At 70.5% G+C, this 13972-nt stretch carries 6 protein-coding genes; all 6 read right to left on the bottom strand.

Going from position 1 to position 13972, the window contains the following annotated elements; translation table 11 throughout:
- Nucleotides 1-1823, bottom strand: a 1823-nt coding sequence (malQ, locus tag HMPREF0731_RS03675; protein WP_007002677.1) for a 4-alpha-glucanotransferase, incomplete at its 3' end; no start/stop codon positions are given.
- Nucleotides 1820-3589, bottom strand: coding sequence for a malto-oligosyltrehalose trehalohydrolase (treZ, locus tag HMPREF0731_RS03670; protein ID WP_007002676.1), 1770 nt, complete (start codon nt 3587-3589; stop codon nt 1820-1822). The genes treZ and malQ, both read right to left, overlap by 4 nt.
- Complete coding sequence (glgX, locus tag HMPREF0731_RS03665) at nt 3586-5700, bottom strand: glycogen debranching protein GlgX (RefSeq protein ID WP_040611896.1); 2115 nt, start codon at nt 5698-5700, stop codon at nt 3586-3588. The genes treZ and glgX overlap by 4 nt, the downstream gene beginning before the upstream one ends.
- A gap of 2 nt (nt 5701-5702) precedes the next feature.
- Nucleotides 5703-7874 carry a 1,4-alpha-glucan branching protein GlgB gene (gene glgB / locus HMPREF0731_RS03660; RefSeq protein WP_007002674.1) on the bottom strand — a complete coding sequence of 724 codons (2172 nt, stop codon included), beginning with the start codon at nt 7872-7874 and terminating at the stop codon, nt 5703-5705.
- 3 nt (nt 7875-7877) lie between these two features.
- Nucleotides 7878-11132: a maltose alpha-D-glucosyltransferase gene (gene treS / locus HMPREF0731_RS03655; protein ID WP_007002673.1), complete on the bottom strand. Its 3255-nt coding sequence runs from the start codon at nt 11130-11132 to the stop codon at nt 7878-7880.
- 3 nt (nt 11133-11135) lie between these two features.
- The coding region (locus tag HMPREF0731_RS03650) for an alpha-1,4-glucan--maltose-1-phosphate maltosyltransferase (protein ID WP_007002672.1) at nt 11136-13972 on the bottom strand (2837 nt) is incomplete at its 5' end.

Here is a 13972-nt window from a genome sequence, read left to right as displayed (position 1 = left end):
GGCGGCGGGCCCTCGGCCACGCCGGCGCGGCGGAAGGCGGCCCAGAGCTTCGGCCGTTCCGCCGCCCGCGTCTCCGCCTGGCCGGGCAGGCTGCTGCCGAGCCTGTCGCGCCATTCCAGGTCGCGCCCCTGCCACCAGCCGGCGACCGTGGGCAGGTCATGGGTGGAGGTCATGGCGGCGGCCTCGCGCGTCCAGCGCTGCGGCGGCTTGAAGCCGCCGGCGGCCTGCTCGAACCACATCACCCGCATGCCGGCCAGGCCCGCGCGCTCCAGCTCCGGCCGGAAGCCCTCCGGCACGGTGCCGAGATCCTCGCCGATGGCAATGGCGCGGTGGCGCAGCGATTCCAGCGCCACCAGACGCAGCAGGTCGCGCTGCGGGTAGCGGATATAGCAGCCCTCCGCCGGGCTCGCCCCCTGCGGCACCAGCCAGAGGCGGCGCAAGCCCAGCACATGGTCCAGCCGCACCCCGCCGCCATGGCGGAAGGCGGTGGCGAGCATCTCGCGGAAGGCGGCGAAGCCGGTGGCGCGCAGCCCGTGCGGCGCATAGGTGGTGATGCCCCAGCCCTGGCCGCTGGCGTTGAAGATGTCCGGCGGCGCGCCGATCTCGATGCCGGTGAGGAATTCCTCCTGCCGCGACCAGGCATCGCTGCCGCCGCCATCGACGCCGATGGCGAGGTCGGCGATCAGCCCGATCCGCGCCCCCGCCTGCCGCGCCGCCCGCTGCGCCGCGCCCAGGCCGCGATCGGCCATCCATTGCAGGAAGGCGTGGTAATCGACCTCGACCGCGGCGGCCTCCGCGAAGGCCACCACATCGGGGCCGTTCGGGTCGCGCAGGCCCACCGGCCAGTCCTTCCAGTGCCAGCGCGCCGGATCCTCGGCGAGCTGCGCGGCGTGCAGCGCCTCGAAGATGGCGTGGCGCTGCAAGGCGGCGCCGCCCTGGGCGCGGAAGGTCGCGAATTCGGCCCGCAGCGCCTCGGGCGCCGCTTGGCGGAAGGCGTCATAGAGCTGGCGCAGCCGGGCCAGCCGGGCGCGCGCCACGCCGGGCCACTCCACCAGCTCCAGCCCTTCCAGCCGCGCCCATTCGGCGGCGAGCTCGGGCGGGAAGGCGGGGGAGAGCTCGCCCAGCAGATCCTCCCCATCGGCATGCCGCACATCGAGCCGCAGCCGGCTGGAGGGCGCATAGGGGCTGAAGCGCGAGGGGTCGGCGCTGAACTGCGCATGCACCGGGCTGATGGCGATGGCATCGGCGCCGAGCCCGGCGGCCCCGGCGGCGAAACCCGCCAGCGCCGCGTAGTCGCCGACGCCGCCATCGCCATGCCGGCGCAGCGCGTAGAGCTGCACCGCCAGCCCCCAGGCGGCGGCGCCGGAGCGGCCGCCTTCCGCATCGGCGCAGGCATCGGCGATGCGGTGGCCATGCTCGGGCGCGACTGCCAGGGTCAGCGGGGTCTGGCCCAGCTCCAGCGTGTAATAGCCGGGCAGGGCAGGGGCTGTGAGCCGCGCCCCCTGCGCATCGCCCTCGGCCTCGCCCTCCACCTCGGTGCCATCCTCGGCGGTCAGGCGGTAGCGGCCGGCGGGCAGGGCCAGGCGCAGCGCCTCGCCGGGCAGGGCGGTGAGCAGGGGCGGGGCGACGCTGCGATGCGCCGCATGCCAATGCGCCAGGCTCTCCCTGAGCTGCGCCGCGCTGCCGCTGGGCAGGCCGAGCGCCGCGAGCACGGCGCGCAGCGTCTCCGGCGCGGTGCTGCGGGGCTTGCCATGGGCGTCCTCCCACTCCGCCATCAGCCCGACGGCGCGGGCCAGGCGGCGCAGCCCCTCGGCCTCGGTCACGCTGCGGGCTCCTGCAGCCAGGCGAAGGCGCTGCGCGGCGGCAGCTCGGCGCTGGCGACGGCATCGGCGATGCCGGGCGCGGATTCCGCCAGCCGCGCATGCGGCGGCAGGGTGAGCGGCAGCGCCTCATCGCCGAACTGCACGGCGATGCCGAGCACCGCGCCATCCGCCAGCCGCCATTCCGCCTGCACCGCGGCCGAGCCGAGCAGGCGGGCGCCGAGGCTTTGCGCGCCGGCCAGCCGGTGCGCCAGCCTGTCGCGCCGCAACGCCAGCAGGGCGCTGACGAAGGCCTCATACTCCGCCTTGGGCGGGCGGGTGCGCTCGGCGGGGTCGAGGCGGCTGGCCTCGAAGGTGTCCGGATGGTTGGGGTCGGGGATGCGCGCGCGCCGCTCCGGATCCTGGAAGGCGGCAAACTTGGCGAATTCCTTGCGCCGCCCCTCGCGCACCGCATCGGCCAGCTCCGGCGAGGGGAAGCCGGTGAAGAACAGGAAGGGCCGCTCGGAGGCGAATTCCTCGCCCATGAACAGCATCGGCACCGGCGGCGAGAGCAGCTGCACCAGCTGCGCCGCGCGCAGCGCATCGGTCGAGGCCAGCGTTGCGATACGGTCGCCGAAGGCGCGGTTGCCGACCTGGTCGTGATTCTGCACGGCGTTGACGAAGGCCGAGGGCGGCAGATGCCCCGACGGCTTGCCACGCGCATGGCCGAGATTCTTCGAGGTTTCGCCCTGATAGACGAAGCCCTCCGCCAGGGAGCGCGCCAGATGCTCCGCTGGCCGGTCGGCGTAATCGGCGTAATAGGCTTCCGATTCGCCGGTCAGCAGGACATGCAGGCAGTGATGCGCGTCATCGTTCCACTGCGCGTCGAAATGCTGCTCCAGCAGGGTGGCGTCGTTGGTCTCGTTCTCCAGCACCAGATAGACCGGGCGGGAGAGCGCGCCGCGCACGCGCTGCGAGAGCTCCGGCAGGAAGCTGTCGCTGGCGATGGCGTGCACCGCATCCAGCCGCAGCCCGTCGAAGCGGTATTCGCGCAGCCAGAACAGCGCATTCTCGATGAAGAAGTCGCGCACCGCGTCGCGGCGGAAATCGATCGCGTCGCCCCAGGGGGTGGAGAGGTCGTCGCGGAAGAAGCCGGGGGCGATGCTGTGCCAGTAATTCCCGGCCGGGCCGAAATGGTTGTAGACCACGTCGAGCATGACGGCGATGCCGTGGCCATGCGCCGCATCGACCAGCGCCTTCAGCTCATCCGGCGTGCCATAGGCCTCGTCGGGCGCATAGGGCAGCACGCCGTCATAGCCCCAGTTGCGCGCGCCGGAGAAGTCGTTGACCGGCATCAGCTCGATGGTGTTGACGCCGAGCTGCGCCAGCCGCGGTAGGGCGGCGATGACGCCGCGGAAACCGCCCATGGCGCCGACATGCAGCTCATAGACCACGCTTTGCGGCCAGGGATGGGTGCGCCAATCGTCATGCTTCCAGCGATGCGCGGCATGGTCGGTGACGATGCTCCAGCCATCGACATCGCCATCCTGCGCATGCGAGGCGGGGTCCGGCACGGTCGGCCCGTCGCCCAGCGCGTAGCGGTAGCGGGTGCCGGGCGGCGCCTCGGCCTCCAGGCGCCACCAGCCCTCGGCATCGGGCTCGGGCCGCATCGGCAGGGGCGGGGCGTCGCGGCGCAGCAGGGTCACGCCGGGCTGGCCCGGCGCCCAGAGGCGGAAGCGGGTTCGCCCGCCGGCAAGAGGCAGGGCGCCGAAGGCATAGGCGTGGCTCATGGAGTGGCCTCTTGCGAAAGGGGCAGCGCGGCCAGCAGGCAGGCGGACCGCGCCGCGAGGGTGAGGACGGGGCCGTTCACCGCCGCCTCCTCGGCCTGGGGCTGGGCGCTGTTCAGCAGCAGCGTCCAGTGCAGGGCGGGCGGCGGCAGCACGAAATCGACCGGCGTGGCGCCGGCATTCAGCAGCAGCAGCGTCACCTCGACGCCGCCCTCCTCGGTGGGGCCGGCGCGGCGCAGCGCCAGGGTGCGGCCCTGCGGCACGTTCCAGGCCTCCGGCGTCAGCGCATGGCCATCGGCGTCGAACCAAGCGATGTCGGGGATGCCGGGCAGCGGCTCGGTGCGGCCATGCAGATAGGTGGTGCTGCGCAGCGTCGGGTGGCGGCGGCGCAGCGCCGCGGCACGGCCGATGAAATGCGACAGCTCGATGCCCGCCTCCGAGCCCGCCAGCGACCAGTCGAGCCAGGAGATCTCATTGTCCTGGCAATAGGCGTTGTTGTTGCCGTGCTGGGTGCGGCCGAATTCGTCGCCGCCCAGCAGCATCGGCGTGCCATGCGACGCGAAGAGCGTGACCAGCATGGCGCGCTTCAGCCGGTCGCGCGTGTCGCGGATCAGCGGATCGTCGCTCGGGCCCTCGACGCCCCAATTGGCGCTGAAATTCTCGCCATGGCCGTCGCGGTTGTCCTCGCGGTTGGGCTCATTGTGGCGGTGCTCGTAGCTGACCAGATCCTCCAGCGTGAAGCCGTCATGCGCGGCCAGGAAATTGACCGAGGCCCAGGGCCGGCGGCGCCGCCGCTCGAACAGGTCGCCGGAGCCGGTGAGGCGCGCAGCAAGGTCGGGGCGCATCGAATCATCGCCGCGCCAGAAGCGGCGCACCCCGTCGCGGAACCGGTCATTCCATTCGGAGAAGCCGGGCGGGTGGTTGCCGAGCTGGTAGCCGCCCGGGCCGATATCCCAGGGCTCGGCGATCAGCTTCAGCCGCGACAGCACCGGATCCTGGCGGATGGCGTCGAAGAAGCCCGAAGCCGGGTCGAAGCCATGCGCCTCCCGGCCCAGCGTCGAGCAGAGGTCGAAGCGGAACCCATCCACCCGGTAGGCGGTGGCCCAGTGGCGCAGGCTGTCCATCACCATCTGCAACACGCGGGGATGCGAGAGGTTCAGCGTGTTGCCGCATCCCGTCTCGTCGATGTGCTGGCGCGGATCCTCCGGGTTCATCCGGTAGTAGCTGGCATTGTCCAGCCCGCGCCAGGACAGCGTCGGACCGAGCATGTCCGCCTCGCAGGTGTGGTTGTACACGACGTCAAGAATGACCTCGATCCCGGCGGCGTGCATCCGGCGGATGGCGACGCGGATCTCGTCCAGCGCGCCGGAGGAGAGATAGCCGGGCTCGGGCGCGAAATAGGAGAGGGGGGAATAGCCCCAGTAGTTGCGCAAGCCCTTCTGTACCAGGAAGCGGTCCTGGCAGATGGCCTGCACCGGCAGCAGCTCCACCGCCGTGACACCGAGTTTCTGCAGGTGCTCGATCACCGGGGGGTCGGCCAGGGCGGCGAAGGTGCCGCGCTCGCGCGGGACCAGATCGTCGCGGCGGATGGTCAGGCCGCGCAGATGCGTCTCGTAGATCACCGTGCGGTCCCAGGGGACCATCGGCGCGCGGTCATCGCCCCAGTTGAAGGCGTCGTCCACCACCACCGATTTCGGCATGGCGGCGGCGCTGTCGCGGCGGTCGAAGCTGAGATCGGCGCGCTGCGCGCCCAGCCGGTGGCCATACAGCGCATCCGTCCAGCGCAGGCTGCCTTGCAGCTGCCTGCCATAGGGATCGAGCAGCAGCTTGTTCGGGTTGAAGCGATGCCCCTGTTCCGGCTGGTAGGGGCCATGCGCGCGATAGCCATAGACCAGCCCCGGCCGGGCCTCGGGCAGATAGCCGTGGAACACCTCGTCGGTGCATTCCGGCAGCGGCAGGCGGGCCATCTCGCGCCGTCCGGCCGGGTCGAACAGGCAGAGGTCGATCTGCTCGGCATGCGCGGAGAACACCGCGAAATTCACCCCGAGCCCGTCCCAATGCGCCCCGAGCGGATCGGGGCGCCCGGGGAGCAGCCAATCGGGCAGCAAAGGCAAGCTCAGCCCTCCGCCGGGACCAGCACCAGCGTCGACAGGCCAGGCAATTGCAGGTCGAGCGCCGCATCGAAGCCGTGCGACTCCACCGCCACGCTGCGCGCCATGCCGCCATTGCCGTTGTTGGCGCCGCCATAGATGGCGGCATCGGAATTGAACACCTCGCGCCACGCGCCGGCCAGCGGCACACCGATGCGGTAGCCCTGGCGCAGCACGGGGGTGAAGTTGCAGATCACCAGTGCCGGCTGCGTCCCCGCCTCGCCATAGCGCAGGAAGGCGTAGACGCTGTTGGTGGAATCATCCAGCACCACCCAGCGGAAACCGTCCGGATCGGCGTCGCGCTGGTGCAGGGCGGGGGTCTCGCGATACAGCCTGTTCAGGTCGCGCAGCATGCGCTGCATGCCGGCATGGGCCGGCTGATCCAGCAGGTGCCAGTCGACCGAGGAATCATGGTTCCACTCCCGGCGCTGCGCGATCTCGCCGCCCATGAACAGCAGCTTCTTGCCCGGATGCGTCCACATGAAGCCGAGATAGGCGCGCAGATTGGCGAATTTCTGCCACTCGTCGCCCGGCATCTTGCCGATCAGCGAGCCCTTGCCATGCACCACCTCATCATGGCTCAGCGGCAGCATGAAGCGCTCGGAGAAGGCATAGACCAGGCCGAAGGCGATGCCGCCATGGTGGTATTGCCGGTGGATCGGCTCACGCTCCATGTAGTGCAGCGTGTCGTGCATCCACCCCATGTTCCACTTGAAGTCGAAGCCCAGCCCGCCCTCATCGGCGCGGCGGGTGACGCCGGGGAAGGCGGTGCTTTCCTCGGCGATCAGCAGCTTGCCGGGGCAGCGTTCCTCGATGATGCGCGACAGCTCCTGCAGGAAGGAGATGCTCTCGAGATTCTCGCGCCCGCCATGGATGTTGGGCACCCATTCGTCGTGCTTGCGGCTGTAGTCGCGGTAGAGCATCGAGGCCACGGCATCGACGCGCAGCGCGTCCACGCCATAATTCTCCAGCCAGTGCAGCGCGCTGCCGATCAGGAAGTTCCGCACCTCCCGCCGGCCGAGATTGTAGATCAGCGTGTTCCAGTCCTGGTGGAAACCCTCGCGCGGATCGGCATGCTCGTAGAGCGCGGTGCCGTCGAAGCGGGCCAGGCCGTGGCTGTCGGTCGGGAAATGCGCCGGCACCCAGTCAAGGATGACGCCGATCCCCGCCTCATGGCAGCGCTCGACCAGTCGGGCGAAATGCTCGGGCGGGCCGAAGGGCGCGTGCGGCGCATACTGCCCGAGCGGCTGGTAGCCCCAGGAGCCGCCGAAGGGATGCGCCATGATCGGCAGGAATTCGACATGGGTGAAGCCCATGCCCTGCAGATAGGGTATCAGCCGGTCGCCCAGCTCCTCCCAGCTCAGCGGGCTGTTGCCCTCGCCACGCATCCAGGAGCCGGCATGCACCTCATAGACCGAGATGGGCTGCGCCGCGGCCGGCGCGTCGCCACGCCGCAGCGGTGCCGGCGGGGTGAGCCGCGCCGTGTCCATGACGATGGAGCCGGTGGCCGGCGGCGGCTCGCTCTGCCAGGCGAAGGGGTCGGCCTTCAGCGGCAGCAGGCTGCCATTCGGGTCCAGCAGCTCGAACTTGTAGATGGCGCCGGGGCCGATGCCGGGGACGAACAGCTCCCACACCCCGGGCCCATGGCGCAGCCGCATCGGGTGGCGGCGGCCATCCCAGTTGTTGAAGTCGCCGACAACGGAAACGCGGCGCGCATTCGGCGCCCAGAGCGCGAAGCGCACGCCGCGGACGCCCTGCACCACCATCGGATGCGCGCCGAGGCAGCGGCCGATATCCTGATGCGCGCCCTCGCCCAGCAGATGCAGGTCGAGCTCGCCGAGCAGCGGCCCGAAGGCATAGGGGTCGTCGATCTCTTCCACGATGCCATCACGCTCGACGCGAAGCCGGTAGCTCTCGCCCTCCGGCAGCGGGCCTTCGAACAGCCCCGCCGGATGGATCTGCGCCAGGGGTGAGAGGCCCTGACGCGTCACCGCCGAGACCGCGGCGGCACCCGGCAGCAGGGTGCGCAGCACGCGCCCCCCCGCCGTCTCATGCGGGCCCAGCAGGGCGAAGGGGTCGCCATGACGGGCCTCGACCAGGGCGGCGATGGCGTCCGGATGCAGTGCGGTCTCGGCCATGCGTCACTCCTTGCCCAGCAGGCGATGGGCCAGGCGGCTGAGGCCGCCCAGCGGAATATGCAGCCAGCCGGGACGGTTGGCCGCCTCGTAGCAGACCTCGTAGGCCGCCTTCTCAAGCAGGAAGAGGTCGAGCAGCGCGGCCTCGCTCTCCGGCGTCGACCAGGGGCGCGGCGCCTCCGCCTGGGCGGCGCGATAGGCCTCCAGGAAGGTGGCGGCGGCGCGCTGGCGGAAGCCCTCCAGCAGCGAATCGTGCAGGTCGGTGGTCTCGACCGAGCCGGCACCGGCACCGGGCTCGGCGCTGGCCACCGCATAGTCGAAGGAGCGCAGCAGCCCCGCCACGTCGCGCAGCGGCGAGCTCTTGGCACGGCGCTGCGCCAGGGTCTTGGCGGGCTCACCCTCGAAATCGATGATGCAGGCATCGCCCTGCACCACCAGCACCTGGCCGAGATGGAAATCGCCATGGATGCGCGTCTTCAGCGTGCCCTCGGCGCTGGCGGCGAGCCGGTCGATCGCCTCCAGCAGGCCCGCGCGGTTCTCGCGCAGCACCGCGGCCTCCTCGCTCTGCCCGGCCACCTTCAGCGCCGCCTCGAACTGCGCGCGCGCCGCCTTGGCCCAGGCCTTGACGTCCTTCTCGGTGGCAGGCTCGGGCTTGAAGGCGGCGTCGTCGCTGTCCTCGGCCAGCAGCGCGTGCATCTCGCCAAGCCGCCTGCCGAGCGCGCCGGCGAAGACGGCGTAGTTGGCGAAGGCGTCGTCCTGCTCCTCCGACGCATTGTCCTTCACCGCCAGCTCGGCGATGGAGCGGTTGAGGAACTCGATCGTCCAGCCCCAGCCATCGCCCTGGTTGCGCACGAAGCCCTGCACGACAACGAGGGTGCGCGGCGTGCCGTCCGGCGAGACCCGCACCACCTCGCCCAGCAGCGGCGCCGTCTGGCCGAAGCCGCGCTCGGTCAGGTGGCGCGTCATCTCGGTCTCGGGGCTGATGCCCTCGGTGACACGGCGCACCAGCTTCAGCACCGCATGGTCGCCGATGATCAGCGAGGAATTGGACTGCTCGGCCGAGAGGCGGCGGATCTCCGCATCGGCCGGGATGGCATCGGCATCGAAGAGCGAGGTCGGCAGGAAGCGGATCTCGCCTTCCGAGAGCTGCATCACCGCCTCGTTGCGCAGCCCGCGCAGCACCGCCTGCGGCAGCGCATCGAGCGCGAAGGCGTCCGTCAGCAGGCCGACGCGGCGGCCGCGGCGCACCCGCGCCAGGGCCAGCTGCTGCGGCAGGGCGGTGTTGAGATCCTCCTCCCAGACGATGCCGAGCGGCAGCAGGTAGCGCGCGCTGCCCTCGCCCTCGGGCACCTCGACCTCGGCCAGCAGCGCCTCGCCATTCTCGGTGGAGAGCGCTTCAGCGAAGGCCAGGCGGGCGCTGGCCACGACGCCATCCTTGCCGGCGAACCAGCGGCGGCGGGCCAGGTATTGCGGCAGCGAATCCTGCTCCAGCACCTTGCGCGGGGCGGGCGCCAGCACATCGGCCAGGCCGCTGCGCAGCACCAGGGTGGAGAGCTCGGACATCGCTTCCGGCGCGGGTGTATGCCAGCTCGGCATGGCGGCCTCCGTGGCAAGGACGAACCAGTAGAAGCCATAGGGCGGCAGGGTCAGCAGATAGGTCAGCTGCCCGATCGGCGGGAAGGAGGAGCCGCCCACCAGCTCCACCGGCACGCGGCCGGCATAGGTGGAGAGGTCGAGCTCCACCGCCTGCGCCGTGCGCGACAGGTTGCAGACGCAGAGGATCGTCTCGCCCTCATGCTCGCGCAGATAGGCCAGGATCTTGCGGTTGCCCGGATAGAGATAGCCGAAGCTGCCGCGGCCGAAGGCCTTGTGCCGCTTGCGCACCGCCAGCATGCGGCGCGTCCAGTTCAGCAGCGAATGCGGGTCGTTGCTCTGCGCCTCGACATTGACCGCCTCGAAGCCATAGACCGGGTCCATGATCGCCGGCAGCACCAGCTTGGCCGGAGAGGCGCGGGAGAAGCCGCCATTGCGGTCGGGCGACCATTGCATCGGCGTGCGCACGCCGTCGCGGTCGCCGAGATGGATGTTGTCGCCCATGCCGATCTCGTCGCCATAGTACATGACCGGCGTGCCGGGCATGGACAACAGCAAGGAATTCATCAGCTCGATGCGGCGGCGGTCATGCTCCAGCAGCGGCGCCAGGCGGCGGCGGATGCCGAGATTGATGCGCGCGCGCTTGTCGGAGGCATAGGTCTCCCACAGATAGTCGCGCTCCTTGTCGGTCACCATCTCGAGCGTCAGCTCGTCATGGTTGCGCAGGAAGATCGCCCATTGGCAGTTCTCGGGGATCTCCGGCGTCTGCCGCAGGATGTCGGTGATCGGGAAGCGATCCTCCTGCGCCATCGCCATGTACATGCGCGGCATCAGCGGGAAGTGGAACGCCATGTGGCATTCGTCGCCATCGCCGAAATACTGCTGCGTGTCCTCGGGCCACTGGTTGGCCTCGGCCAGCAGCATGCGGCCCGGCGCGTGCTTGTCCAGCTCGGCGCGGATCTTCTTCAGGACGACATGCGTCTCGGGCAGGTTCTCGTTGTTGGTGCCGTCGCGCTCGATCAGATAGGGGATGGCGTCCAGCCGCAGCCCGTCCACCCCGGCATCCAGCCAGAAGCGCATGACGGAGGTGACCTCCTTCATCACCTGCGGGTTGTCGAAGTTCAGGTCCGGCTGGTGGCTGTAGAAGCGGTGCCAGAAATAGGCGCCGGCCTCGGCGTCCCAGGTCCAGTTCGACTTCTCGGTGTCGAGGAAGATGATGCGCGTGCCGTCATACTTCTTGTCGGTGTCCGACCAGACGTAATAGTCGCGATGCGCCGAGCCTGGCTTTGCCTTGCGCGCCCGCTGGAACCAGGGATGCTGGTCCGAGGTGTGGTTGATCACCAGCTCGGTGATGACGCGGATGTTGCGCGCATGCGCCATCTGGATGAAGCGCTTGATGTCCGCCAGCGACCCGTATTCCGGATGCACCGCCTTGTATTCGGCGATGTCATAGCCGTCGTCGCGCCGCGGCGAGGGGTAGAAGGGCAGCAGCCACACCGCGTCCACACCGAGGGATTCGATGTAGTCCAGCTTGGCGATCAGCCCGGGCAGATCGCCCACGCCATCATCGTTCGAATCGAAGAACGACTTGATGTGGAGCTGGTAGATCACCGCATCCTTGTACCAGAGCGGGTCAGCCGGCATCTCCGGCTTGCTGTTACGCGGCATGGATCAGGCCTTGTCGGCGGCGCGGATGCGCCAGATGGCGAAGGGCATGGAATGCGGGTCGAGGCGGACATGGCGGTGCGTGCCGTGCCATGCCTCCTCCCCGCCATGGATCAGATCCTCGGCCAGCAGCCCGGCACCGGGCGGCAGGCCGAGGGCGGTCTGCGGCAGTTCGAAATGCGTCTCCAGCGGCTGGTTCGGGTCCATCGAGACCGCGACCAGCACGATGTTCTCGCCCTCCGGCGTCGCCTTCACATAGGTGAGGATGCCGTCATGGTTGGAGCGCAGGAAAGTGGTGCCGAGATGCGTGTGCAACGCCGGGTTCTGCCGGCGGATGCGGTTCAGCAGGGTGATCTCGGCGGTGATGTTGCCCGGGCGGTCATAGTCCCAGACCTTGATCTCGTATTTCTCGCTGTCGAGATACTCTTCCTTGCCCGGCACGGGCCGCGCCTCGCACAGCTCGAAGCCGTTGTAGACGCCCCAGAGGCCGGACAGCGTGGCCGCCAGCCCGGCGCGGATCAGGTGGCCGCCGCGGCCGCTGTTCTGCAGGAAGACCGGGTTGATGTCGGGCGTGTTGACGAAGAAATGCGGGCGGAAGAAATCCGCCACCGGCGCGCGGTTCAGCTCCTCCAGATACTCCCGCATCTCCCAGGCGCTGTTGCGCCAGGTGAAGTAGGTGTAGCTCTGCGAGAAGCCGATCTTGGCCAGGCGGTACATCACCTTGGGCCGGGTGAAGGCCTCCGACAGGAACACCGCATCCGGCGCCTTGGCGCGCACCTCGCCGATCATCCATTCCCAGAAGGGCAGGGGCTTGGTGTGCGGGTTGTCCACCCGGAACAGCTTGACGCCTTCCTTCACCCAGAACAGCACCACGTCGCGCAGCGCCAGCCACAGCGCCGGCTTGGCGCCCTCGGCGTAGAACTCGACGTTGACGATGTCCTCGTATTTCTTCGGCGGGTTCTCGGCGTAGCGGATGCTGCCATCGGGGCGCCAGGCGAACCACTCGGGATGCTCGCGCAGCCAGGGATGGTCGGGCGAGCACTGGATGGCGAAATCCAGCGCCAGCTCCAGACCATGCTCCCTGGCCGCCGCCACCAGCCGGCGGAAATCCTCCAGCGTGCCGAGCTCCGGATGCAGCGCGTCATGCCCGCCCGCCTCGGAGCCGATGGCATAGGGGCTGCCCGGATCGCCGGCCTCGGCCTTCAGGCTGTTGTTGCGGCCCTTGCGGTTCTTCTGGCCGATCGGGTGGATCGGCGGGAAGTAGAGCACGTCGAAGCCCATGTCGCGCACCCGTGGCAGGGCGCGGATGACATCGTCGAAGGTGCCGTGCCGCTCGGTGCTGCCGCTCTGCGAGCGCGGGAAGATCTCGTACCAGGAAGCAAAGCCGGCCTCGCGCCGCTCGACATCCAGCGGCAGCGCCTCCGAGCGCGCCAGGAAGGGGCGGGCATCGGCCTCGGTCATCAATTCGCGGGTGCGCGGCGCGGTGAACAGCGCCACCGCCTCGCCGTCGGAAGCGTCGCCAAGGCGCGCGATCAGCGCGCGCAGTTCCTCGGCCTCGGCGCCCGACAGGCGCGGCAGCGCCTCCTCCAGCTGGGAGATGCCCTCGCGCCGCTCCAGCGCGATCGGCACGCCGGCCTTGTGCTTCTTGGCGATCTCGTCGCGGAAGGCCTCGAAATGGTCGACCCAGGCGATCACGCCATAGACATGCCGGCCGATGCGCTCCGGCACGAAGCTCGCCGCCCAGATGTCGTTGACCACCGGCAGCATCGGCACCTCGTGCCAGGCTTCCTCATCGGCGGCGCGCCACAGCAGGCGGGCGGCCAGCTTGCCATGGCCCTCGGCGAAGATGTCGGCGGTGACGCGCACCGCCTGGCCGACCGCGCGCTTGACCGGGAAGCGCCCCTCATCCACCGCCGGCCGCACCGCCTCGATGGCGATGCGCGCCGCCTCCAGCGCCGCCTCCACCGGCAGGTCGGGCAGGGTGATCGGGGTGACATCCTCGATGGTCATGCAGCGAACCTCTCCGGGGCCGAGGCGCAGCGCGCCGTCCTTCAGGGCGTCGGTTGGCAGGCGGCCGGGGCGCGGCAGCAGGCCGGTGAGCTGCCCGGCCGAGAGCCGCGCCGGGCGGGACAGGGAGGAATTGGCCACCACCAGGGCGCGGCCTTCCGCGCCTTCGCGCAGCAGCGCCACCGGCGCGCGCGGGGCGGAGAGCAGGCGCGGCGCGCCCTCCAGCCGGGGCAGGGCGCGGCGCGCGGCATTGGCCTCACGCACCGCGTCGGTCAGGTCGAAGCGCGGCGACTGGCGCAATGCGGAAAAATGCGCCGCCTCCTGCGCGCCCTGGCCGGCGCGGTGCAGCGCGCCGTATTCGAAGCCCATCGGCATCAGCCAGGCGCTGCCGGACAGGGCGGCGAAGCGCAACGCCCGCAGCGCCGCGCGCTCGGCCAGGGCGCGGTCGCTGTGCCGGGCGGCCAGGCGCTGGCCGAAGGGCGCCTCGGGCGCCATCAGCAGCGGCGCGACGCCGGACAGGCGCTCGGCCTCCTCCACCCACCAGCCGGCGCCGAAATCCCACCAGGGCAGGGAGGAGGCGACCAGCGCGAAGCCGGCCTCGCGCAGCCGCGGCAGGGCCTCGGCCGGCACGCCCGGCGTCCAGGCCAGGAAACAGGCGTTCGGCAGGGCGGCGGTCTGCCGCGCCCAGAAGCCGCCACCCCAGGCCGGGTCGAGCACCCGGAATCCGGCGATGCCGGCCTGCTGCCATTCGGCCAGGCGCGCCTGCCACCATTGCGCCAGCGCCTCGGGCGCCGGGCTGGCCAGGCTGGCGGCGGCATCGCTGCCGGGGGCGCGGC

The sequence above is a fragment of the Pseudoroseomonas cervicalis ATCC 49957 genome (assembly GCF_000164635.1).
Taxonomy (GTDB): domain Bacteria; phylum Pseudomonadota; class Alphaproteobacteria; order Acetobacterales; family Acetobacteraceae; genus Pseudoroseomonas; species Pseudoroseomonas cervicalis.
The sequence above is the reverse complement of the archived record's forward strand: the minus strand, read 5'-3'. Positions and strand labels throughout refer to the sequence as shown.

Excerpts from the sequence above, each read along its gene's own strand:
- treZ (WP_007002676.1), bottom strand. The coding sequence starts at position 3,589 with ATGAGCCACGCCTATGCCTTCGGCGCCCTGCCTCTTGCCGGCGGGCGA.
- glgB (WP_007002674.1), bottom strand. The coding sequence starts at position 7,874 with ATGGCCGAGACCGCACTGCATCCGGACGCCATCGCCGCCCTGGTCGAG.
- treS (WP_007002673.1), bottom strand. The coding sequence starts at position 11,132 with ATGCCGCGTAACAGCAAGCCGGAGATGCCGGCTGACCCGCTCTGGTAC.